This is a genomic window from Leclercia sp. LSNIH1, assembly GCF_002902985.1.
GTDB lineage: Bacteria > Pseudomonadota > Gammaproteobacteria > Enterobacterales > Enterobacteriaceae > Enterobacter.
Map to the genome: position 1 here is coordinate 2,681,254 of NZ_CP026167.1, position 22,787 is coordinate 2,704,040.

23 protein-coding genes, 2 tRNA genes and 5 other RNA genes are annotated in these 22,787 nt (G+C 53.9%); 16 read left to right on the plus strand and 14 right to left on the minus strand.

Annotated elements, in window-relative coordinates:
• Positions 1 to 189 precede the first annotated feature (189 nt).
• Positions 190 to 1,698, plus strand: coding sequence for a sodium/proline symporter PutP (gene putP, locus C2U54_RS13160; protein WP_103179028.1), 1,509 nt, complete (start codon positions 190 to 192; stop codon positions 1,696 to 1,698).
• 103 nt (positions 1,699 to 1,801) lie between these two features.
• Positions 1,802 to 2,221 carry a DUF3574 domain-containing protein gene (locus tag C2U54_RS13165; protein ID WP_103179029.1) on the plus strand — a complete coding sequence of 140 codons (420 nt, stop codon included), beginning with the start codon at positions 1,802 to 1,804 and terminating at the stop codon, positions 2,219 to 2,221.
• Between the two features lie 97 nt (positions 2,222 to 2,318).
• Here the strand turns inward: C2U54_RS13165 and C2U54_RS13170 are convergent, their stop codons facing one another.
• Positions 2,319 to 3,503, minus strand: coding sequence for a NupC/NupG family nucleoside CNT transporter (locus C2U54_RS13170; protein WP_103179030.1), 1,185 nt, complete (start codon positions 3,501 to 3,503; stop codon positions 2,319 to 2,321).
• A gap of 250 nt (positions 3,504 to 3,753) precedes the next feature.
• On the opposite strand from C2U54_RS13170, the gene efeU reads away from it, so the two are divergent.
• The 5 genes from efeU to C2U54_RS13200 all read left to right on the plus strand — a co-directional run bounded on the left by efeU (position 3,754) and on the right by C2U54_RS13200 (position 10,290).
• Positions 3,754 to 4,587, plus strand: a complete 834-nt coding sequence (gene efeU / locus C2U54_RS13180) for an iron uptake transporter permease EfeU (protein WP_103179032.1) — start codon at positions 3,754 to 3,756, stop codon at positions 4,585 to 4,587.
• A gap of 48 nt (positions 4,588 to 4,635) precedes the next feature.
• Positions 4,636 to 5,763, plus strand: a complete 1,128-nt coding sequence (efeO, locus tag C2U54_RS13185) for an iron uptake system protein EfeO (protein ID WP_103179033.1) — start codon at positions 4,636 to 4,638, stop codon at positions 5,761 to 5,763.
• A 4-nt stretch (positions 5,764 to 5,767) separates the two neighbouring features.
• The gene (gene efeB, locus C2U54_RS13190; RefSeq protein WP_103179034.1) at positions 5,768 to 7,051 is read left to right on the plus strand and encodes an iron uptake transporter deferrochelatase/peroxidase subunit; all 1,284 of its coding nucleotides are present in this window, start codon (positions 5,768 to 5,770) and stop codon (positions 7,049 to 7,051) included.
• A gap of 501 nt (positions 7,052 to 7,552) precedes the next feature.
• A complete protein-coding gene (phoH, locus tag C2U54_RS13195; RefSeq protein ID WP_168192048.1) occupies positions 7,553 to 8,344 on the plus strand; it encodes a phosphate starvation-inducible protein PhoH in 792 nt (263 codons plus the stop codon).
• Between the two features lie 452 nt (positions 8,345 to 8,796).
• Positions 8,797 to 10,290, plus strand: coding sequence for an alanine/glycine:cation symporter family protein (locus C2U54_RS13200; protein ID WP_103179036.1), 1,494 nt, complete (start codon positions 8,797 to 8,799; stop codon positions 10,288 to 10,290).
• Positions 10,291 to 10,335: 45 nt separating this feature from the next.
• On the opposite strand, the gene C2U54_RS13205 is transcribed toward C2U54_RS13200, so the two are convergent.
• The 7 genes from C2U54_RS13205 to C2U54_RS13235 form a co-directional block, all read right to left on the minus strand.
• Positions 10,336 to 10,472, minus strand: a non-coding RNA gene (locus C2U54_RS13205) — RtT sRNA.
• Positions 10,473 to 10,515: 43 nt separating this feature from the next.
• A non-coding RNA gene (locus C2U54_RS13210) (RtT sRNA) lies at positions 10,516 to 10,652 on the minus strand.
• Between the two features lie 45 nt (positions 10,653 to 10,697).
• A non-coding RNA gene (locus C2U54_RS13215) (RtT sRNA) lies at positions 10,698 to 10,834 on the minus strand.
• 46 nt (positions 10,835 to 10,880) lie between these two features.
• Positions 10,881 to 11,017: non-coding RNA, RtT sRNA (locus C2U54_RS13220), on the minus strand.
• A gap of 46 nt (positions 11,018 to 11,063) precedes the next feature.
• Positions 11,064 to 11,151: transfer RNA gene (locus C2U54_RS13225), tRNA-Ser, on the minus strand.
• Between the two features lie 146 nt (positions 11,152 to 11,297).
• Positions 11,298 to 11,975, minus strand: coding sequence for an isochorismatase family protein (locus tag C2U54_RS13230; protein ID WP_103179037.1), 678 nt, complete (start codon positions 11,973 to 11,975; stop codon positions 11,298 to 11,300).
• Positions 11,976 to 11,995: 20 nt separating this feature from the next.
• Positions 11,996 to 12,856 (minus strand): pirin family protein, encoded by an 861-nt coding sequence (locus C2U54_RS13235; RefSeq protein ID WP_103179038.1) that lies wholly within the window; start codon positions 12,854 to 12,856, stop codon positions 11,996 to 11,998.
• Between the two features lie 110 nt (positions 12,857 to 12,966).
• Between C2U54_RS13235 and C2U54_RS13240 the strand changes: the two genes are divergently transcribed.
• Positions 12,967 to 13,872, plus strand: a complete 906-nt coding sequence (locus tag C2U54_RS13240; protein WP_103179039.1) for a LysR family transcriptional regulator — start codon at positions 12,967 to 12,969, stop codon at positions 13,870 to 13,872.
• A gap of 537 nt (positions 13,873 to 14,409) precedes the next feature.
• Here C2U54_RS13240 and C2U54_RS13250 read toward each other — a convergent pair.
• A non-coding RNA gene (locus C2U54_RS13250) (RtT sRNA) lies at positions 14,410 to 14,546 on the minus strand.
• A gap of 47 nt (positions 14,547 to 14,593) precedes the next feature.
• Positions 14,594 to 14,681: transfer RNA gene (locus tag C2U54_RS13255), tRNA-Ser, on the minus strand.
• Positions 14,682 to 14,909: 228 nt separating this feature from the next.
• Between C2U54_RS13255 and ghrA the strand changes: the two genes are divergently transcribed.
• The 4 genes from ghrA (at position 14,910) to C2U54_RS13275 (ending at position 17,823) form a co-directional block, all read left to right on the plus strand.
• Complete coding sequence (gene ghrA / locus C2U54_RS13260; RefSeq protein ID WP_103179041.1) at positions 14,910 to 15,848, plus strand: glyoxylate/hydroxypyruvate reductase GhrA; 939 nt, start codon at positions 14,910 to 14,912, stop codon at positions 15,846 to 15,848.
• A gap of 83 nt (positions 15,849 to 15,931) precedes the next feature.
• Positions 15,932 to 16,669 (plus strand): phosphatase, encoded by a 738-nt coding sequence (locus C2U54_RS13265; protein WP_103179042.1) that lies wholly within the window; start codon positions 15,932 to 15,934, stop codon positions 16,667 to 16,669.
• Positions 16,670 to 16,689: 20 nt separating this feature from the next.
• The gene (locus tag C2U54_RS13270; RefSeq protein WP_103179043.1) at positions 16,690 to 17,244 is read left to right on the plus strand and encodes a TorD/DmsD family molecular chaperone; all 555 of its coding nucleotides are present in this window, start codon (positions 16,690 to 16,692) and stop codon (positions 17,242 to 17,244) included.
• A 96-nt stretch (positions 17,245 to 17,340) separates the two neighbouring features.
• A complete protein-coding gene (locus C2U54_RS13275) occupies positions 17,341 to 17,823 on the plus strand; it encodes a DUF1097 domain-containing protein (protein WP_201304715.1) in 483 nt (160 codons plus the stop codon).
• Positions 17,824 to 17,865: 42 nt separating this feature from the next.
• On the opposite strand, the gene csgG is transcribed toward C2U54_RS13275, so the two are convergent.
• From csgG to csgD, 4 genes are read right to left on the minus strand one after another with little or no spacing between them, the layout of a single operon-like run.
• Positions 17,866 to 18,699, minus strand: a complete 834-nt coding sequence (gene csgG, locus C2U54_RS13280) for a curli production assembly/transport protein CsgG (RefSeq protein ID WP_039032323.1) — start codon at positions 18,697 to 18,699, stop codon at positions 17,866 to 17,868.
• 26 nt (positions 18,700 to 18,725) lie between these two features.
• Positions 18,726 to 19,139: a curli production assembly/transport protein CsgF gene (csgF, locus tag C2U54_RS13285; RefSeq protein ID WP_103179044.1), complete on the minus strand. Its 414-nt coding sequence runs from the start codon at positions 19,137 to 19,139 to the stop codon at positions 18,726 to 18,728.
• Between the two features lie 13 nt (positions 19,140 to 19,152).
• Positions 19,153 to 19,542 (minus strand): curli production assembly/transport protein CsgE, encoded by a 390-nt coding sequence (csgE, locus tag C2U54_RS13290; RefSeq protein WP_103179045.1) that lies wholly within the window; start codon positions 19,540 to 19,542, stop codon positions 19,153 to 19,155.
• 4 nt (positions 19,543 to 19,546) lie between these two features.
• Positions 19,547 to 20,197 carry a biofilm master transcriptional regulator CsgD gene (gene csgD, locus C2U54_RS13295; RefSeq protein ID WP_103179046.1) on the minus strand — a complete coding sequence of 217 codons (651 nt, stop codon included), beginning with the start codon at positions 20,195 to 20,197 and terminating at the stop codon, positions 19,547 to 19,549.
• A gap of 746 nt (positions 20,198 to 20,943) precedes the next feature.
• On the opposite strand from csgD, the gene csgB reads away from it, so the two are divergent.
• From csgB to C2U54_RS13315, 4 genes are all read left to right on the plus strand, one after another.
• Positions 20,944 to 21,393 (plus strand): curli minor subunit CsgB, encoded by a 450-nt coding sequence (gene csgB, locus C2U54_RS13300; protein WP_103179047.1) that lies wholly within the window; start codon positions 20,944 to 20,946, stop codon positions 21,391 to 21,393.
• A gap of 40 nt (positions 21,394 to 21,433) precedes the next feature.
• Positions 21,434 to 21,883, plus strand: coding sequence for a curli major subunit CsgA (gene csgA, locus C2U54_RS13305; protein ID WP_103179048.1), 450 nt, complete (start codon positions 21,434 to 21,436; stop codon positions 21,881 to 21,883).
• A 61-nt stretch (positions 21,884 to 21,944) separates the two neighbouring features.
• Positions 21,945 to 22,271 (plus strand): curli assembly chaperone CsgC, encoded by a 327-nt coding sequence (csgC, locus tag C2U54_RS13310; protein WP_103179049.1) that lies wholly within the window; start codon positions 21,945 to 21,947, stop codon positions 22,269 to 22,271.
• A 154-nt stretch (positions 22,272 to 22,425) separates the two neighbouring features.
• Positions 22,426 to 22,728, plus strand: a complete 303-nt coding sequence (locus C2U54_RS13315; RefSeq protein WP_233210502.1) for a type 1 fimbrial protein — start codon at positions 22,426 to 22,428, stop codon at positions 22,726 to 22,728.
• The last annotated feature ends 59 nt before the right edge of the window (positions 22,729 to 22,787 follow it).

Here is a 22,787-nt window from a genome sequence, read left to right on the forward strand (position 1 = left end):
AACCTCCAGGAATCTGGTGTGAAACCGGGGATGAAATTCATGTAAATGCAGTGTTAAATCATTTGTGTCATGGAGGCGCATACGGCAGGATACGCGCGGCCAACAGAAACACACATCATCACCCTCTCGTTCCGGGGGTGTAATAAAGACGGTCAAAAAGGCTGTCGAACATCTTTGCGGAGTATTTAAATGGCAATTAGCACACCGATGCTGGTGACATTTCTTATCTATATTTTTGGCATGATCCTGATAGGGTTCCTTGCGTGGCGTTCTACCAAGAACTTTGACGACTACATCCTCGGCGGGCGAAGCCTTGGGCCGTTCGTGACGGCGCTCTCTGCGGGCGCGTCGGATATGAGCGGCTGGCTGCTGATGGGGCTGCCGGGCGCCATCTTTATCTCCGGTATTTCAGAAAGCTGGATCGCCATCGGTCTGACGCTGGGGGCATGGATTAACTGGAAGCTGGTGGCCGGGCGTCTGCGCGTACACACCGAAGCTAACAACAACGCCCTGACCCTGCCGGACTACTTCACCGGCCGTTTCGAAGATAACAGCCGCATCCTGCGTATTATCTCCGCGTTAGTTATTCTGCTGTTCTTCACCATCTACTGTGCCTCCGGCATCGTGGCAGGCGCGCGCCTGTTCGAAAGCACCTTCGGCATGAGCTATGAAACCGCACTGTGGGCGGGCGCGGCGGCGACCATCCTCTACACCTTCGTAGGCGGGTTCCTGGCCGTCAGCTGGACCGATACCGTGCAGGCCAGCCTGATGATTTTTGCCCTGATCCTGACCCCGGTGATTGTGATCCTGTCGGTAGGCGGCCTGGGTGACTCCCTGGCGGTGATTCAGCAGAAGAGCATCGAAAACGTCGATATGCTGAAAGGGCTGAACTTTGTTGCCATCGTGTCGCTGATGGGCTGGGGGCTGGGTTACTTCGGTCAGCCGCACATCCTGGCGCGCTTTATGGCGGCGGATTCGCACCACACCATCGTCCATGCCCGTCGTATCAGTATGGCGTGGATGATCCTCTGCCTGGGCGGCGCCTGTGCGGTGGGCTTCTTCGGTATCGCCTACTTCAACAACAACCCGTCGCTGGCAGGTGCAGTAAACCAGAACGCCGAGCGTGTGTTTATCGAGCTGGCGCAGGTGCTGTTTAACCCGTGGATCGCCGGTATTCTGCTCTCCGCTATTCTGGCGGCGGTGATGTCCACCCTGAGCTGCCAGCTGCTGGTCTGCTCCAGTGCCATCACGGAAGATCTCTACAAAGCCTTCCTGCGTAAGGGCGCCAGCCAGAAAGAGCTGGTGTGGGTCGGTCGCTTTATGGTGCTGGTGGTGGCGCTGGTCGCCATCGCGCTGGCGTCAAACCCGGAAAACCGCGTGCTGGGTCTGGTGAGCTACGCCTGGGCGGGCTTTGGTGCCGCCTTTGGTCCGGTGGTGCTGTTCTCCGTGATGTGGTCCCGCATGACTCGCAATGGCGCCCTGGCGGGGATGATCATCGGTGCGGTTACCGTTATCGTCTGGAAGCAGTTCGCCTGGCTGGGCCTGTATGAAATCATTCCGGGCTTTATCTTCGGCAGCATCGGGATCGTGGTCTTCAGCCTGATGGGTAAAGCCCCCTCTACCTCAATGCAGAAACGCTTTGCGGAAGCCGACGCCCAGTACCACACCACCGCGCCAACGAAGTTGCAGGCGCAGTAAGTGACAGACACGCTATAAGCCGGGCTTGCCCGGCTTTTTTTATTGCTAATTTCCGTGATTTACGCTGATATCGCAGGGCAAATTACAATGAGGATAGCGAAGAATGAGACTTAAAAACGGGCTTGTGGCAGGCGCGATTTTACTGCTGGCAGGCTGTAATGCCCCCTCACACAGCACCGCGGACAACACCTGCAAAGCCGATAACCAGATGCAGCAAACCACCCTCTTTTTCGGCCTGAACCGTCCGACAGGGGAGGCGATCACCGGCCAGGAGTGGCAGCAGTTTGTGGATCAGGACGTGACGCCGCGTTTTCGTGATGGCTTAACGGTATTTGATGCCCGCGGGCAGTGGCTGGGTAACGACGGAAAAGTGGCGCGTGAGTCGAGTAAGGCGCTGATGCTGATCCACGGTAAAGATGCGCAAAGTGAGAGCAATATCGAGGCGCTGCGCGGGATCTATAAAACGCGCTTCGCCCAGGAGTCGGTGATGCGCGTTGACCAGCCGGTGTGCGTGCAGTTCTGATAAGACCGGGTGCGGCCTGTTTGCCGGGTGGCGCTAGCGCTTACCCGGCCTACTTATCCTGTAAGCCCGCGCAAGCGCAGCGTCGCCGGGCAACAAACTACAACACTAACCCCGCAAAGCTCGCCGACAACAGACTCACCAGCGTCGCGCCATACACCAGACGCAGACCGAAGCGCGACACCACGTTGCCCTGCTTCTCATTCAGCCCTTTAATCGCCCCGGCGACAATGCCAATAGAGGCAAAGTTAGCGAAGGAGACCAGGAACACCGACAGAATGCCCAGCCCGCGCGGGGTCATCTCTGCGGCAATCTTTTGCAGCTCGATCATCGCCACGAACTCGTTCGCCACCAGTTTAGTCGCCATAATGCCGCCCGCGTGCAGGGCATCGCTCAGCGGAATACCCACCAGCCAGGCCAGGGGATAGAAGACATAGCCCAGAATCTGCTGGAAGCTCAAGCCAAACAGGCTGGAGAAGAGGGCGTTGACGGCGCTGATCAGGGCAATAAAGCCAATCAGCATCGCCAGAATTATCATCGCCACTTTGAAGCCAGCCAGAATATATTCCCCCAGCATCTCAAAGAAACTCTGGGACTCATGCATCTTCTCCAGCTTAATTTCCGGCTCCGCTTCCGGGCGGGTCGGGTTAATCACCGTGAGGATGATAAAGGTGCTGAACATATTCAGGATTAGCGCCGCGACCACATATTTTGCTTCCAGCATCGTCATATAGGCGCCGACGATGGAGAGCGACACGGTGGACATGGCGGTGGCCGCCATGGTGAACAGACGACGCGAGGAGAGATCGCCCAGCACCCCTTTGTAAGCAATAAAGTTTTCCGACTGGCCCAGCGTCAGGGAGCTGATGGCGTTAAACGACTCCAGCTTGCCCATGCCGTTCACTTTCGACAGCAGGGTGCCGACTACGCGAATTATCACCGGCAGAATACGCCAGTGTTGCAGAATGCCGATCAGTGCGGAAATAAAAATAATCGGGCACAACACTCCAAGGAAAATAAATGCCAGCCCTTTTTCTCCCATCCCGCCAAAGACAAAGTTGGTCCCTTCGGCGGCATATTTCAGCAAAGATTCAAAGAAGCCCGAGACATACTGAATAACAAACAGGCCGCTTTCGGCATGGAGGAAAAAGAACGCCAGCGCAATCTCAATGACAATGAGTTGAATGACGTAGCGAATACGGACGTTGCGGCGGTCGAAGCTCACCAGCCAGGCCAGCGCAAGGATAACCACCAGCGCCAGCAAGAAGTGCAGAAATTGATACATAGTTGATTTTCAGCAGATTAATGAGGCGCATATTTAGCCACAGCCTGCTGTAAGCGTAAATGGGCATTTACGTTATAACTTATTCACCTTTTAGTCACTTATGTGACTATTTTCCCGGTACGGGTTTACATCCTGTCATCAAAATGCAGCATATTTCGCTTGTATTTCTTATTGCCGTAATGATAATCACTATCACAAGAATTTACCTTTCTTTGCATCAGTTGACGGCGAAAAACATTTAAGGTGTCGCATGTTTGTTCCATTCCTCATTATGTTACGTGAAGGGCTCGAAGCAGCCTTAATTGTCAGTCTTATCGCCAGCTATCTGAAACGTACCCAGCGGGGCCGCTGGATCGGCGTGATGTGGATTGGCGTCTTCCTTGCTGCCGCCCTCTGCCTGGGCCTGGGCATTGCCATCAACGAAACCACCGGTGAATTCCCGCAAAAAGAGCAGGAGCTGTTTGAAGGGATCGTGGCCCTTATTGCGGTGGTGATCCTCACCTGGATGGTCTTCTGGATGCGTAAAGTGTCCCGTAACGTCAAAGTCCAGCTGGAGCAGGCGGTGGACAGCGCGCTGGCGAAGGGCAAGAGTCACGGCTGGGCACTGATCATGATGGTCTTTTTCGCCGTGGCGCGTGAAGGGCTGGAGTCGGTCTTCTTCCTGCTGGCCGCCTTCCAGCAGGATGTTGGGATCTGGCCGCCACTGGGCGCGGTGCTGGGCCTGGCGACCGCGGTGGTGCTCGGTTTCCTGCTCTACTGGGGCGGCATTCGTCTCAATCTGGGCGCCTTCTTCAAATGGACCAGCCTGTTTATTCTGCTGGTGGCCGCCGGACTGGCCGCGGGAGCGATCCGCGCCTTCCATGAGGCGGGCCTGTGGAACCACTTCCAGGAGGTGGCGTTCGATCTCAGTAACGTCCTCTCTACCCATTCGCTGACCGGCACCCTGCTGGAGGGGATCTTTGGCTATCAGGAGACGCCGAGCGTCAGCGAAGTGGCGGTGTACTTTATCTATCTTATTCCGGCGCTGGCGCTGTTCTTTATGCCATCGCGCCCCAGCGCTCAGCCGTCGCGTACTGCGCCCTGAAGTGCTCATTGTAGTTACAACATACTCTAAAAGGTTAAGGGAAAAGTCATGGCAATCCACTTTCGTCGCAGTGCATTACAGGCTGGCGTGGCAGCGCTGATCGCTTCTGCATTCGCCGCACAGGCCGCGGATGTTCCACAGGTAAAAGTTACCGTCAATGATAAACAGTGTGAGCCGATGACCATCACGGTCAATAGCGGTAAAACGCAGTTCATCATCCAGAACCACAGCCAGAAAGCGCTTGAGTGGGAGATCCTGAAAGGGGTGATGGTGGTGGAAGAGCGGGAAAACATCGCGCCGGGCTTTAGCCAGAAGATGACCGCCAACCTTGAGCCGGGCGAATACGACATGACCTGCGGCCTGCTGACCAACCCGAAAGGCAAGCTGATCGTGAAAGGTGCCGCCACCGCCGATGCCGCCAAAGGCGACGCGCTGTTGAGCCTCGGCGATGCCATTACCGCCTATAAAGCGTACGTCACTCAAGAGACCGCGGATCTGGTCGCGGGTACCAAAGCCTTTACCGACGCGGTGAAAGCGGGCGATATGGAAAAAGCGAAATCCCTCTATGCGCCGACCCGTCAGCACTACGAGCGTATCGAGCCGATTGCCGAGCTCTTCTCGGATCTCGATGGCAGCATTGACGCCCGTGAAGACGATTACGAGCAGAAAGCCGCCGATCCGAAATTCACCGGTTTCCACCGCCTGGAGAAAGCGCTGTTTGGCGACAACTCCACCAAAGGGATGGAGCAGTACGCGGAGCAGCTGAACAGCGACGTGCTGGAGCTGCAAAAACGCATCAGTGAGCTGGCCTTCCCACCCTCAAAAGTGGTGGGTGGCGCGGCAGGGCTGATTGAAGAAGTGGCCGCCAGCAAGATCAGCGGGGAAGAAGATCGCTACAGCCATACCGACCTGTGGGACTTCCAGGCCAACGTCGAAGGCGCGCAGAAGATCGTTGACCTGCTGCGTCCTCAGCTGCAAAAAGATAACAGCGCCCTGCTGGAAAAAGTGGATGCCAACTTTAAGAAAGTGAATACCATTCTGGCGAAGTACCGCACCAAAGAGGGCTTTGAGACTTACGACAAGCTGACCGATGCCGACCGTAATGCCCTGAAAGGGCCGATTACCACCCTGGCGGAAGATCTGGCGCAGCTGCGTGGCGTACTGGGTCTGGACTAAGTTGATGAACAAGCATGACGAGTACGACGTGGCTGAACCTTCACGACGTCGGTTGTTAAAAGGGGTAGGGGCGCTTGGCGGCGCCCTTGCTCTGGCGGGTGGCTGTCCGGTGGCGCATGCGGCAAAACCGCAGAGTGCGCCGGGCACGCTCTCCCCGGATGCGCGAATGGAGACGCAGCCGTTTCACGGCCTGCATCAGGCCGGGATCTTAACCCCGCAGCAGGCTTCGATGATGCTGGTGGCTTTTGACGTGCTCGCCAGCGATAAAAGCGAGCTGGAGCGCCTGTTCCGTCTGCTGACCCAGCGCATTACCTTTCTGACCACCGGCGGCCCGGCGCCTGAGACGCCGAACCCGCGTCTGCCGCCGATGGATTCCGGTATTCTGGGGAGCTATATCGCCCCGGATAACCTCACCATGACGGTGTCGCTGGGGGCGTCGCTGTTTGATGACCGCTTTGGTCTGGCGGCGCAGAAACCGAAATCGTTGCAGAAGATGGTGCGCTTCCCGAATGACTCCCTGGATGCGGCGTTGTGCCATGGCGATCTGCTGATCCAGATCTGCGCCAATACCCAGGACACGGTGATCCACGCCCTGCGGGATCTCATCAAGCACACCCCGGATCTGTTAAGCGTACGCTGGAAGCGGGAAGGGTTTATCTCTGACCACGCCGCGCGCAGCAAAGGCAAAGAGACCCCGGTGAACCTGCTCGGCTTTAAGGATGGCACCGCCAACCCCAACAGCCAGGATGGGCCATTAATGGATCGGGTGGTGTGGGTGACCGCCGATCAGGGCGAACCGGCCTGGGCGGTGGGCGGCAGCTATCAGGCTGTACGCATTATTCAGTTCCGCGTGGAGTTCTGGGACCGGACGCCGCTGAAAGAACAGCAGACCATTTTTGGCCGCGACAAGCAGAGCGGTGCGCCGCTGGGCATGAAGAACGAGCACGACGTGCCGGATTACGCCAGCGACCCGGAGGGCAATGTTATCGCCCTCGACAGTCATATCCGCCTCGCCAACCCGCGCACTCAGGAGACCGAGCAAAACCTGATGATGCGCCGGGGCTACAGCTACTCGCTGGGGGTGACCAATTCCGGTCAGCTGGATATGGGGCTGCTGTTTGTCTGTTTCCAGCACGATCTGGAGAAGGGCTTTTTGACCGTGCAGAAACGCCTGAACGGCGAGGCGCTGGAGGAGTACGTCAAACCCATTGGCGGAGGCTACTTCTTTGCGCTGCCTGGCATACAGGACAAAAACGGCTGGCTTGCTCAGGGGCTGCTTGAGGCCTGAATACCGTCCCGCTTACCCCTTAAGCGGGACAGTTTTTTTCTCGTCCCACTATCTCTTTGTTATAATTCTGTAATATCCCCATAGCAGACTAAGTATCGCTGTCAGGCGAATCTTAAAAGTTGCATTCAGGTAAAAATAATGTTGCATTCATGCTAAATCCTGATGTACTTAAATTAAGAAAGCGGTAAACCTTACAGTGAACATGAATCACTCTGGAGATCGCGAATGGTTGGGTCCTCAACTGGACATGGTAAACGCAACAACCGCAGCACACGGCGCGGAGGCCCACACTCCGGCAGCGATCTCTTCACCGAAAAATTCTCCCCCTCCACAGCAAATCCTGATTTTTCCGACCTAACGAATGGTGAGCATAGCGATTCGGCCGGGTCATTTAACCAAGCAAGCTATGGCTTAGAAGGAAGCCAACCCTCAGATGTTTGTTCGCCTAATCGCACCGACTCTGGTGCGAGTGATGAATACCAACAACTCAAGGTGCTATCCATGGGAAGACAAAAAGCAGTGATCAAAGCTCGTCGTGAAGCAAAACGTGTGCTGAGACGGGATTCACGTAGCCATAAACAGCGTGAAGAAGAGTCGGTCACCTCGCTTGTGCAGATGAGTGGTGTTGAAGCAATTGGCATGGCGCGGGACTGCCGTGATACAACTCCAATTGCGGCACGCAACGACGCTCAGGCGCAGTACCTGAATGCTATTGAGAATAAGTCGCTTATTTTCGCCACCGGTGAAGCCGGGTGTGGGAAAACGTGGATAAGTGCAGCCAAAGCGGCAGAGGCTCTGATTCACAAAGATGTCGACAAGATCATTGTCACCCGGCCGGTGTTGCAGGCCGATGAAGATCTCGGCTTCTTGCCCGGTGATATTTCGGAGAAATTTGCGCCGTATTTCCGGCCCGTTTATGACGTGCTGGTGAAGCGTCTGGGGGCCTCTTTTATGCAGTACTGCCTGCGTCCCGAAATCGGTAAGGTTGAAATTGCGCCGTTCGCCTATATGCGCGGACGTACATTTGAAAATGCAGTTGTGATTCTCGACGAGGCTCAGAACGTAACTGCTGCGCAAATGAAGATGTTCTTAACGCGCCTCGGGGAGAACGTGACGGTTATCGTCAATGGCGATATCACCCAGTGCGACCTGCCGGCGGGGGTTCCGTCCGGGCTGAGCGACGCGCTGGCACGTTTTGAGGAAGATGAGATGGTGGGCATTGTGCGTTTCAATAAAGACGATTGCGTGCGCTCGGCGCTGTGCCAGCGGACGCTGCAGGTCTATTCCCGGTAATGGTATAACCTTCTCGTTTTACTTTCTTCTGCAATCCCTTCCCGGCGCAATGCCGGGAAGCTGCGTCTGTCAAAACACTTCTGTTGGGTTGTCTATTTAAAGATCACATTATGATGATGTCATACTTATTTCGTATAGAAAATGCCGGGTATTACGCAACGTTTTGCTGTATCTATAAGTCTTAACGTTAATTCAAATGGGCTTTTTAATAAAAAAATGCAGAAGTGTGATATTAAATCATAATACCCACAAAATATGTATGAAAATCATGAGCAGGCTAATTATAAATAATCAATTAAACGTGAATGTTGTCACAATTCATTACTGCCATGCGAATATTAAGTTGGTCTCTTTCGGGCTATTATCTATGTTTCGTAGTAATCCAAACACAATTCTATAAAGAAACTTCCAGGGAATCCGTTTTCTCTGGACCATCACGCTGAGGGCCATACATGAACGAACTGGTTGGTGCAATTAATGGTGTTATCTGGAGCCCGGCGTTAATATTTTTATGCCTGGGTGTCGGCCTCTATTTCTCACTGCGTAGTCGCTTTCTGCAATTACGCCATGTTAAACATATGGTCGCGCTGATGTTTCAGGGGCGCGCCACCGATGCAGGGGTGTCGTCGTTTCAGGCACTGACGATGACGCTGGCAGGACGTGTGGGGACCGGGAATATTGCCGGCGTAGCGACCGCCATTACCTTTGGTGGTCCTGGCGCGCTGTTCTGGATGTGGATGGTAGCCTTTTTGGGTGCCAGCTCTGCTTTTGTTGAATCCACGCTGGGTCAGGTTTATAAAGAGAAAATTAACGGTGAATATCGTGGTGGTCCTGCCTTTTATATTGAAAAAGGGCTGGGCGTAAAATGGTATGCATGGTTATTTGCTGTAGTGACTATTTTCTCCTGCGGCTTATTACTTCCAGGCGTACAGGCAAACTCTATTGGTGCCAGCCTGGATATTGCCTTCGGACTTAATCCGAATGTTACCGCCGCAATATTGGCCATACTGTTAAGCTTCATTATTTTCGGTGGTGTAAAAAGGATCGCCAGCTTTAGCAGCATGGTCGTTCCTTTTATGGCGCTCGGTTATATTATTGTGGCCTGCGTTATTATCGCCATTAATATTGAACAGCTTCCTTCCGTTATTCTGCTGATCTGGAAAAGTGCATTTGGCCTCGAAGCGGGCTTTGGCGCCGTTCTGGGGCAGGCGATCATGTGGGGCGTTAAGCGCGGGGTTTATTCCAACGAAGCGGCGCAGGGTACAGGGCCACATGCTTCATCAGCGGCCGAAGTCAGTCATCCGGCGAAACAGGGGCTGGTTCAGGCTTTCTCAGTCTATATCGACACGCTGTTCGTCTGCTCCGCTACCGGCTTTATGCTGTTGATCACCGGCTTGTATAATGTTCAGGGCGTTGATGGCGCGGCAATCTACACCGGCATCGCAGGCGTGGCAGCAGGCCCTGGCTATGTGCAGACCGCGATGGAAAGTATGATGCCTGGTTTTGGTAACTACTTTGTCGCCATTGCGCTGTTCTTCTTTGCCTTCACCACTATTATTGCCTACTACTATATTGCTGAAACAAATATTGCCTTTATCAACCGCAAAATTAACCGCCCATGGCTGACGTTCTTGCTGAAAATATTCCTGTTAACCTCCACGGTATATGGCACCGTGCGTACTGCGGATCTGGCATGGGGTCTGGGCGATATTGGGGTCGGATTGATGGCGTGGCTTAACATTATTGCAATTGTTCTTTTACATAAAAAAGCATTTGCCAGCCTTAAAGATTATGAAACGCAGAAAGCGCAAGGTATCGATCCACAATTTGACCCGATCCGGCTTGGGATTAAAAATGCCGATCACTGGGTTAAGGAACGTAAAGATGAAAAAGGTGTGAACCCGGATCAGACATCTTCTCTGCCGGGAGGCCGTACAATAAGCTGATGGCGCGAAAAAAGCCCGTACGAAAGTACGGGCTTTTTTTTAATAGCGTAGGGAGGGGGGATTGACTCGCTGCTCTCGCCCTACGGGCAGCCCACTCACTGCGTTCGCGGTCTGTCCAACTGGCTGTCGCCAGTTGTCGAACCCCGGTCGGGGATTCTCATCCCCCCCAGCGGAGAATATAAAAGAAAAAAGCCCGTACTTTCGTACGAGCTCTTATCTCGAATATGGCGGTGAGGGGGGGATTGACTCGCTGCGCTCGCCCTACGGGCAGCCCACTCACTGCGTTCGTGGTCTGTCCAACTGGCTGCGCCAGTTGTCGAACCCCGGTCGGGGATTCTCATCCCCCCCACAGGCGAGCAACATGCGAAAAAAAAGCCCGCATTTGCATGCGAGCTCTTCTTTAAATATGGCGGTGAGGGGGGGATTGACTCGCTGCGCTCGCCCTACGGGCAGCCCACTCACTGCGTTCGCGGTCTGTCCAACTGGCTGCGCCAGTTGTCGAACCCCGGTCGGGGATTCTCATCCCCCCCCACAGGCGAGCAACATGCGAAAAAAAAGCCCGCATTTGCATGCGAGCTCTTCTTTAAATATGGCGGTGAGGGGGGGATTGACTCGCTGCGCTCGCCCTACGGGCAGCCCACTCACTGCGTTCGCGGTCTGTCCAACTGGCTGCGCCAGTTGTCGAACCCCGGTCGGGGATTCTCATCCCCCCCCACAGGCGAGCAACATGCGAAAAAAAAGCCCGCATTTGCATGCGAGCTCTTCTTTAAATATGGCGGTGAGGGGGGGATTCGAACCCCCGATACGTTGCCGTATACACACTTTCCAGGCGTGCTCCTTCAGCCACTCGGACACCTCACCATATTGTTTTGCTGCCTTTCTTCTCGGGGGCAACGGGGCGCTACTATAGGGAGTCAGGCTAAAACGGTCAAGCAGATTTTCTGCTTTACTGCGCGTTCGGTTAAGCAATAAGCAGCTCCACGGTTTTCAGGCCGTGGAGCGGGCGATTAGCGCTGTGAATCGAGTGCTTCCCCGTTCTTTACGACCTCTTGCGCTTTACCGTAGCTTTCAATCAGCAGCTGATAAGCCGGGAAGATATGGGTATAGACTTCTGCCCACTGCGATGCATCTTCACGATTCCAGGTGCGCTGGATCTCCGAGGCGACGGCGGCGGTATCCATCGGTACGACGCCAGCCTGGACGATACGTGCCAGGGTAATCTCCTGCGCCATTTTGCTGTAAGTGCCTGACGCATCGATCACCGCAAATACCTTATAGCCGTCGGCCACCGCGCTGATCGACGGGAAGGCCATGCAGACGCTGGTAATGGTACCGGCGATAATCAGCGTCTTGCGCCCGGTCGCCTTCACAGCAGCGACGAAGTCCGGATTATCCCAGGCGTTAATCTCACCCTTACGCGCCACGTACTGCGCATGGGGTGCATTGGCGTGGATCTCCGGGATCAGCGGCCCGTTTGGCCCTTGCGGTACGGAGGCAGTGGTGATCACCGGGATATTCGCAAGAGTAGCGATTTTTGCCAGCGCCGCGGCGCGGGCACGCAGTTCCGGCATCGGCATATCACCCACGGTCTGGAACAGGCCGCTCTGGTGATCGATAAGCAACATCACCGCATCATCGACATCAATGGCCGGACGGGCGCCGTTAAAGTTAGCAGGGGTAGACATGATTTTCTCCTTTATTACCTTCAGATCTGGCCGAAGCGGCCGGAATTGAAATCGCGAACGGCTTCGGCGATTTCGCTTTTACTGTTCATCACAAACGGGCCGTAGCCGACGATGGGTTCATTCAGCGGCTCCCCGGCCATCAGCAGCACTTTGGCATCGCTGCTGGCTTCCAGATGCAGCTTCTCCCCTTGCTGGCTCAGTACCACCAGCTGGGCTTCACCTGCCTGTGCGACGCCGTTCACCGTCACGCTGCCCTCCAGCACCACCAGCGCGGTGCTCCAGCCCTCAGGTTGGCTGAGCGTAAGATGGCTACCCTGATGCAGGGCGATGTCCCAGACGTTCAGCGGGGAGTAACTGTGCGCCGGACCGGTGGTCTCCTCGTAGCGTCCGGCGATCACCCGTAGCGATCCGCCGTCGTCAGGTAGCGTCACCACCGGGATCTGACGTTTTGTTATGCTCTGATAGCCCGGCGCCGTCATCTTGTCCTTCGCGGGCAGGTTGACCCACAGCTGCAACATTTTTAGTTCCCCTCCGTTTTGCGCAAAGGCCCTGGAGTGGAACTCCTCATGCAAAATGCCGGAGCCTGCGGTCATCCACTGCACGTCACCCGGGCCAATCACGCCGCCTTTACCGGTGGAATCGCGGTGTTCAACTTCGCCGGAATAGACGATGGTCACCGTTTCAAAGCCGCGGTGCGGGTGATGGCCCACGCCGCGTTTCGCGCCATCCGCCGGGAACGAGTAAGGCCCGGCGTAATCCAGCAGTAAAAATGGGCTCAGTGGCTCACCATGGGTCTGGTATGAAAACATCGAACGCACCGGAAAACCGTCGCCAACCCAGTGCGGCCGGGGTGCGGTATAAATGCCTGTTACGTTTTTCATCGGTTTCTCCTGATGTTCTGTTGATGTAATTAGCTTATATTCAGGGTTAATATTCCGGTAGATAGTGAAAATGACATGCACTGTTCCATTTATGGAACGATGAGGACGTTATGCAGGATCTCAATGATTTCGCGTGGTTTGTCAAAGTGGTCGAGTACGGCGGTTTCGCGGCAGCCGGGCGGGCGCTCGATCTGCCAAAATCCCGGCTCAGCCGACGGATTGCCCAACTGGAGGCACGGCTTGGGGTACGTCTGATCCAGCGGACAACGCGGCAGTTTACGGTTACTGAAGTGGGGCAGACCTTCTATCAACACTGCAAGGCGATGCTGATAGAAGCCGAGGCAGCGGAGGAGGCGGTCGCGGCCTTGCAGGCGGAACCGCGTGGCCTGGTGCGGATCACCTGTCCGGTCACGCTGCTGCACGTCCACGTCGGGCCGATGCTGGCTAAGTTTATGGCGCATTACCCCGGTATTAATCTGCAGCTTGAGGCGACCAACCGGCGGGTGGATCTGGTGGCGGAGGGTGTTGATATCGCCATCCGTGTGCGTCCTCGCCCATTTGATGACAGCGATCTGGTGTTGCGGGTGCTTGCCGACAGAGGGCACTGCCTGGTGGCGAGTCCGCAGTTGATCCAGCGTCTGGGTGTGCCGGCCACGCCATCGGAGCTCAGCGCCTGGCCGGGCCTGAGTCTGGGGGAGGGGAGACAGGTTCATAAGTGGGCGCTAAGCGGGCCGGAGGGGGCAAAAGCGGAGATCCATTTTCAGCCGCGCCTGATGACCACCGATATGCTGGCGCTGCGGGAGGCGGCGATAGCGGGCGTGGGGCTGGTGCAGTTACCCATTTTGATGGTCAAAGAGCAACTGGCGTCCGGGACATTAATAAAAGTGCTGGAAGAGTGGGAGCCACGCCGGGAAGTGATCCATGCGGTCTATCCCTCCCGGCGCGGGCTGTTGCCGTCAGTCAGGACGCTGGTGGATTTTTTGACCGGGGAGTATGCGCGGATGGTGGAGGAGTGAGGCCGGGTTTGGGTTTCGTAGGTCGGGTAAGCCTGGCGCCACCCGACGCTTCCAGAGCGCGCGGTATTGCATTAAGGCAAAATGCCTGATGGCGCTGCGCTTATCAGGCCTACGGAATCGAGGCTGGATTTGGGTTTCATAGGTCGGGTAAGCGTAGCGCCACCCGACATGTACTGGCTGTCGCCAGTTGTCGAACCCCGGTCGCGGGTTCTCATCCCCCCACAGACGTGCAACATGCGAAAAAAAAGCCCGCATTTTCATGCGAGCTCTTCTTTAAATATGGCGGTGAGGGGGGGATTGACTCGCTGCGCTCGCCGTTACTCGGCCCATCCATGGGCCTCGCCCCTTCGGGGCCAACGCAAGCGTTGTTCAAAAACGCTCCCTGCGTTTTTGTTCGGGCAGCCTGTTCGCTGCGCTCTCAGTCTGTCCAACTGGCTGCGCCAGTTGTCGAACCCCGGTCGGGGGTTCTCATCCCCCCACAGGCGAGCAACATGCGAAAAAAAAGCCCGCATTTGCATGCGAGCTCTTCTTTAAAGATGGCGGTGAGGGGGGGATTGACTCGCTGCGCTCGCCCTACGGGCAGCCTGTTCGCTGCGCTCTCAGTCTGTCCAACTGGCTGCGCCAGTTGTCGAACCCCGGTCGGGGATTCTCATCCCCCCCCCACAGGCGAGCAACATGCGAAAAAAAAGCCCGCATTTGCATGCGAGCTCTTCTTTAAAGATGGCGGTGAGGGGGGGATTCGAACCCCCGATACGTTGCCGTATACACACTTTCCAGGCGTGCTCCTTCAGCCACTCGGACACCTCACCATATTGTCATCCCGTTGTTGCTGGGACGGGCGCTAATGTAAGGAAAAGCCTGACTTACGTCAATCAACTTTTTCAGTAAATTAGCGCGTTCAGACAAACTTCAGCCAACATGATTTTTAATTGCGCTGAAAGTGCCTTTTTTATCAGCAACGACCGCACTCGCAAAATTTGTTATGCTGCAATCCAGTTGATAATGAACATAAAACAGCGCAACAGAAGGCAATCGCAATGGATATTATTTTTTATCACCCAACATTTGATAACGCTTACTGGATAAAAACACTTTCGGCGGCGCTGCCAGGCGCCCGGGTTCGGGAGTGGAAGCGCGGCGATAACGAACCCGCAGATTATGCGCTGGTGTGGCACCCACCGGTTGAGATGCTGCAGGGGCGAAACCTGAAAGCGGTGTTTGCCCTTGGGGCAGGGGTGGACTCTATCCTCAGCAAGCTCAAGGCGCACCCGGAAATGCTGGCGGAGTCGATCCCCCTGTTTCGCCTGGAAGATACCGGCATGGGCCAGCAGATGCAGGAGTATGCGGTCAGCCAGGTGCTGCACTGGTTCCGCCGCTTTGACGATTATCAGGCGCTGAAACAGCAGGCCCGCTGGGAGCCGCTGGCCGACTATCAGCGCGAAGATTTTACTATCGGGATCCTCGGGGCCGGGGTGTTGGGATCGAAAGTGGCCGAAGCGCTGGCACCGTGGGGCTTCCCGCTGCGCTGCTGGAGCCGCACCCGCAAGCACTACCCTGGCGTCACCAGCTTTGCCGGGAAGGAAGAGTTACCGCAGTTTTTAGACGGCACGCGGGTGCTGATTAACCTGCTGCCGAATACGGCTGAGACGGTTGGGATCATTAATAAGGCGCTCATCAACCAGCTGGCGGACAACAGCTACCTGATGAACCTGGCGCGTGGCGTACACGTGGTGGAAGCCGATCTGCTGGCGGCACTGGAGAGCGGCAAGCTGAAAGGCGCGATGCTGGATGTCTACAGCAAAGAGCCGTTACCGGCGGACAATCCCCTGTGGGCGCACCCGCGCGTGGCCATGACGCCGCACATTGCGGCGGTGACGCGTCCGGCAGAAGCCATCGACTATATCGCCCGCACCATCTCGCAGCTGGAGAAGGGCGAACAGGTTACCGGGCAGGTCGACAGACAGCGCGGTTACTGAGTTATACCCGGCGATTGCCGGGTTTTTGCTGATAAACGCCCGTGATAACTGCTATCCTTTGGGAAACACGAGAGGAGAGAACGATGTACCCCGTTGACCTGCATATGCACACCGTCGCCAGTACCCACGCCTACAGCAACCTTCATGACTACATCGCCCAGGCAAAACAAAAAAACATTAAGCTCTTTGCGATCACCGATCATGGTCCGGATATGGCGGATGCGCCGCACTACTGGCACTTTGTGAACATGCGCATCTGGCCGCGGGTAGTGGATGGCGTTGGGATCCTGCGCGGCATTGAGGCCAACATCAAAAATACCCAGGGCGACATTGACTGTACCGGCCCGATGCTCACCTCTCTGGATCTGATCCTCGCCGGTTTCCATGAGCCGGTTTTCGCACCTCAGGATCAAGCCACCCATACCGAGGCGATGATCGCCACTATCGCCAGCGGTAACGTACATATCATCAGCCATCCGGGGAACCCGAAATACCCGATTGATATCCAGGCGGTCGCGCAGGCTGCAGCGGAGCATCGCGTGGCGCTGGAGATCAACAACTCCTCCTTTATTCACTCCCGTAAAGGGAGCGAAGCAAACTGCCGGGCAGTGGCGGCTGCGGTGAAGGAGGCGGGTGGCTATGTGGCGCTGGGCTCCGATTCCCATACCGCCTTCACGCTGGGCGATTTTAGCGAATGCCGCAAAATCCTCGACGCGGTGGACTTCCCGGAAGATCGCATCCTGAACGTCTCCCCGCGCCGGCTACTCGATTTCCTGGCGTCGCGTGGCATGGCGCCAATCAATGAATTTGCTGATTTTTAACTGTGTAATGGACTAAATAAATGAATGAGTTTTCCATCCTCTGTCGCGTACTGGGTTCTCTCTATTATCGCCAGCCGCAGGATCCGCTGCTGGTGCCGCTGTTTACCTTGATCCGCGAAGGCAAGCTGGCCCAGAACTGGCCGCTTGAGCAGGATGAATTGTTGCTGCGTCTGCAAAACAGCTGCGACATGCAGCAGGTCGCCGCCGACTACAATGCGCTGTTTGTTGGCGAAGAGTGCCGCGTGTCGCCGTATCGCTCTGCCTGGGAAGAGGGCGCTACCGAAGCCGAAGTACGCGCATTTCTCTCTGAACGCGGGATGCCGTTGACCGATACCCCAGCCGACCATCTCGGCACGCTGCTGCTGGCGGCCTCGTGGATTGAAGATCATGCGGCGGAAGATGAAAACGAGGCGCTGGAAACCCTCTTCGGGGAGTATATCCTGCCCTGGTGCGGGACGTTCCTCGGGAAGGTTGAAGCGCACGCCACCTCGTCCTTCTGGCGTACCATGGCCCCACTGACTCGCGATGCCATTGCCGCGATGTGGGATGAGCTACAGGAAGAGAATGAAGAGTGATTTAGATCACTATCTGTATGTAACAGCAAATATCAATCTGCATATTATGTGTTCCTGATCTCATTTCATGGCCGCGTATCTGTTAAGATGCGCGCCATGAACATTCTACTTTCTATCGCAATCACGACAGGCATCCTCTCCGGTTTATGGGGCTGGGTTGCCGTCTCTCTCGGACTCCTCAGTTGGGCGGGCTTCCTTGGCTGCACGGCCTATTTCGCCTGCCCGCAGGGGGGCGTGAAGGGGCTGTTTATCTCGGCCTGTACGCTGATGAGCGGCGTGGCGTGGGCGATGATTATCATCCACGGCAGCGCGCTGGCACCCCATCTGGAAATCGTTGGCTACGTTATGACCGGCGTGGTGGCGTTTTTGATGTGTATCCAGGCGAAACATCTGCTGCTCTCGTTTGTGCCCGGCACCTTTATGGGCGCCTGCGCCACTTTTGCAGGGCAGGGGGAGTGGCGGCTGGTGGTGCCTTCGCTGGCGCTGGGACTGGTGTTTGGCTACGCCATGAAAAACAGCGGCCTGTGGCTGGCGGCGCGCAGGGAGAAAACGCGAAACGTCACGGCGTTGAGCGAATAAAAAAGGCGAGACCAGGGTCTCGCCTTTTTAATGCGCTTTCTGTCAGGATTCTGGCGGCGTCGACATCTCGCGGTATTTCACCAGAATATCGTTTTTCACTTCATTTTTGTTTTGCAGGTCCCACAATCCGCGATCGATACCGTCGTTAATCAGGAAGATCACCCCGGTTTCGATAGCAGACATCAGGCAGAGCATGACCGGCTCGTTAGAGGTATAACCGATTTCTCCCTCCAGCAGACGCTGGTAGTCGATGAAACGGAACACCCCGGCCTGCACTTCATACGAGAGAATGGTTTTGCTGGTGGTCACGGACGACAAAATTTCGCCGGTACTGACGTTGACCACACGCAGGTTCACCGCAATCTGGTCAAGCTGGTACTGCGTATCGCCGCCAATACCGAAATACCGGGCCCCCACACCGCCCGATTTCACGTTACTTTCGTAGCCGATAATCGAACCTTCAACCATCACGTTCGCCGCCGTGAGCGAATGCAACGGAATACGGTTGTTCATTGCCACGGTACCGTTATCCTGCGCAGCACGAATGATCTTACGTTCGTTGAGCAGGTTTTGCAGCCCCTGACGTTCCAGAGGAATAAACCAGCGAGAATCTTTTAACGCAGTGACCAGCATGGCGGTGGCGCTCTGCGGTACAGCCGTTGAGAAGTTACTTGCCGGATACGGTTTAAACTGCCCGGTTTCATCCTGAATATTATAAACCGACACGTAGATCTTACCCGTTGGCAATGGCAATTTGGTTAAATCACGATAGCTCTGGGCGCGAGGCATTAATGTCGGTTTCGCTGCTTCTTTCGGAGGAGCAGTTAAACAGCCGCTCAATAAGCACACTGCAACAAGGAGGAGAAAGCGCTGCATGATTATTATCCTTATCTCGACATTATTTAAAAGTCGGTAGAACCGCTTTGCAAGCCAGCAACCTGAATGGTGGACGTTTTCCCCGTTTTGCGGTCTGTCACGTTCAGCTGCATTTGTCCGTCCGCATTAGCGATGTCGACTATAAAGTCGCTGGTCACCATACGGCCGGGTTTGCCGGTGTTAATATTGGTCAGCAGCCCGCCCAGAACCTGGGCCTGGATTGCCTGGGTAAAGTTATCCAGCGCGCTCGGGGTTTCAAACCCGAAGTCGTCAGAATTTGGATCCGTATAAGAGTTTTGTGCCTGGGCCGAGTTTAAAAGAAAAGAACCGTTATTAGGGTTTCCACCAAAGTTCGGGTTGCGGAACTGGAAGGTCATATTTCCGGCCCAACTCAGAGATGGAATAAGCATTAAAGCTACAACTGCATGGACAACACGCATGGATGCCTCCGAATTAAAATTCGTCTGGTGCTAAATCGCCCGTACCCAGCAGAGCTTTATCGATCTGCAGGCGATTTAATGCCTCTTCGGTTTGAGCCAGAGCAAAGACCACATTTTTATCCAGGTCAGTTTTCGTGGGGTATAAAAAGGTCTGGAAAATAACGTCCTGATTAACCGTTATGGTGATCCAGCTTCCCCAACGTGCGCTGGGCCGTTCACTGATAGTTAAGTTACCGGGATAATCACTTTCCCATTTGTCGCTAAAGCCGCGATAAAAAGCATGGCCGACTGCGGAGACGGTGTGGTCAGTTAACAATCCCGGGATCTCTACTTCAACCGCATGAAGATTCCCGGCAGCAAGCCATAAGCCTGCTGCGGCAATCCAACTCACTGTGCGTTTCATAGGGTTAACGCCTGAGGTTATCATTTGCCCATGAAACCGCCTGAGTCCGGTTTTTGACAGCTATCTTCTTGAAAAGATTGTAAAGATGAGTCTTAACCGTATTTTCGCTGATAAATAACGAACGGGCGATTTCATTATTTGAAGCACCGATACGTAATTTATTCAGAATCTCTTTTTCGCGGTGGGTCAGCAAAGCGGACTCTGAACTGTTATAGCGATAATTTCCGGAGTGCGTTATGAGGTAGCTGGCAAGTTTCTGTGAAAAGTAACATTCACCACGCAGAACCCCCTGCAAGCCTTCAACCACGCGGGTTTCATCCTCATTGACGTAAAAGACGCCATTGATATGTGGCCAACTTTCAATATCCCTGAAGGGGTATTCTTCGGGCGTATTTAACAACAACACACGGATATTGTTGTTTTTCCTGCTTAAAATATCTTGCCAGTATTGGATAAGTTTTTTATCCGCTTCCATCATATCGAAAAGAATAATGCTGCCAGGCGCAATGTCATCGAAAGAGCGTTGAATGCTATGCAATTTTCCGCTCAACGTTAAACTATGCTTTAAATGCTGTAGTAAAGCTGTCGCTTGTAAAGAAGGTTTGGTCACTAACAATAAACTCTGACCATGCAAGCTATGGACTTCATTAAACATGATGAAACCCCTTTTTATGAAACACCTGGCAGTTGCCCCCAATATATTATTGGGGGCACCAGAAGTACTGACAGATGTTGCACTGCTGTGTGTAGAAGAAAGACCATATCCCTTAGAGAGAAGGGAAAATTAATTCGCAATGCCGAACTTCTGTTTTCAATCTAGCTTTAACGTTTTTTAAAGCAAGTGTTAAACTTGTAACAGGATGTAAAAATCAATATTACTTTGTAAAAAATGAGTTCATGAATTGATTAGAAATCATCAAAAAGTTGTACATTAAGATATTGGTGCACACATTTTAAAAGTCATACAAATTGGATTAAGTTATTGATTTTTATAGGTCATATAAATTTTAGGCTATTAGCGATAAGGTATGAGCCAGGGCAAAACGCTAAGCCTATTTTTACAATGTGTAAACGCCTTAAGAAATCACGGACTTTGTCACGCAATCATGGATATATTCCGTTTTCTCTCTTCTTGACCAGCGAAACGGCAAATCCACGCATTTGTGGTTTTCCATTTCTGCAAAGTGAAAATGGTCCTTGCTGACCCTCTGTAAAATCGTTGTATCGCCACGGTATTTAATTTTAATTAATACTTTGGGGTGAACGAAAGAATAAAAATACAACTGGCGGGTGAGATATTAAAATTGTTTCGGCAGACATACTCTTCATCGTAACGCCGGGTTAACAAAATATTTGCTCTTGTTAACGCAGTTATTATACCACCAGGTCCAGGGTGATAACATGAAGAACAAGTTGTTATTGATGTTGACATTACTGGGTGCACCTGGATTTGTTTTCGCAGCGACTGATTTAGCTTCGGCAGAATACAATTTCGCGGTTAATGAGCTGAGTAAATCCTCATATAACCAGGCTGCAATCATTGGACAAGCTGGCGTAAATAATAACGCTAACGTTCAACAACACGGCCAGAAATTGTTGTCTGTCGTTTCTCAGGAGGGCGGAAATAATCGGGCGAACATTGATCAATCAGGGAGTTATAACCTTGCCTATATTGATCAAAAAGGGAACTCGAACAATGCGAGTATTAATCAAGGTGCATATGGTAATACCGCAGTGATTATTCAGAAAGGTTCTGGTAATAAAGCGAATATTACGCAGTACGGTACGCAAAAAACGGCAGTTGTAGTACAGAGACAGTCGCAAATGGCAATTCGCGTAATCCAACGCTAGCTATTGAGCGATAATTAATCAATCCGATGGGGGCTTTACAATGAAACTTTTAAAAGTGGCAGTAATTGCAGCAATCGTGGTTTCTGGCAGTGCTATGGCTGGTTCTGTTCCACAGTGGGGTAATAACCATGGTGGTAATGGAAATAACAACGTCAGCCCAGAATCGCTGACCGTTTATCAATATGGTGGCCGTAACAATGTGGACGCTTTGCAAAGCGATGCCCGTGGCTCTGAAATCACCGTTCGTCAGAATGGCTTCGGTAACGATGCCGATCTGTCTCAGGGTGCTGACAGCAGCGAAATCAGCCTGACCCAGCGTGGCCAGGGTAACGACGCAACCATCAGCCAGTGGAGTGGCCGTAACCTCTCTGCAACTGTAAGCCAGTCTGGTGGTCGTAACGAAGTCGATCTTCGTCAAACTATGAACGGCGCGTCTGCTAACATCACTCAGGTTGGCTTCGGCAACACCGTGACTGCTGGTCAGCACTAATACTGCCGCTGTACGTCGAAAAAACAGGGCTGAGGCCCTGTTTTTTTTTGGGGAGAAGATGATGAATACACTTTTATTACTTGCCGCGCTGACCAGTCAGATTACCTTTCAAACCACCACCGAAGGTGAGAACGTGACCATTATTCCTCAGGTGACCGTCACAGAACCGTGTTTATGCCAGGTGCAAATCCTCACCTCGCGCAGTGGCCCAGGCGGTCAGAGCACCTCGCGTCAACAAAACACCGTCTCATTACCGGCAAATAAAACGGTCAACCTTTCCCGTATGACCCTGAACTCCGGACCCAATGACAAGATAAACGTCATTGTGACGGTCTCGGATGGTAAGTCGTTGCATCTGTCGCAACAATGGCCTCCGTCGAAAGCCTGATGTTCAAAACATTCATGAAATCAATATATTGATTAAAGTAGCGCGGATGTTATTCCATTGTTATTCTCATGTTGCTGGTGTCGCCGATGCCAGTCGACAGCCCTCCATGAGGGGCGTTGTTTAAGCGTCAGGGACGATATCAATGAGGATTACAATGATGGTTTCGTCCCATATCACCCTGGCCGCAGCCTTTGTTGCTGCGGTTACGCTTACGCCAGTCTGCACGGCCAATGTTATCCATTTTATCGGCCGGATTGTCGAAGAGCCTTGTAACATCACCCCTGATGCGCGCGCCTTAACCGTCTCCTGTCCGCAAAATAATAGAATGTCTGTTCAACAGGTCAGCTATAAAGAGGCGCTTGACGGCAGGGTGAATGCCGCAGATCTCGCCACTGTCAGCATGAAGTACATCAATCCGGAAAAATCGCTCGCCATCGTGCAGGTTGATTACCGCTGAGGCAGGGCCGTTTTCTGTCAACCGGACTTCCACAACCCAACCTCTGCGATACACTTAAG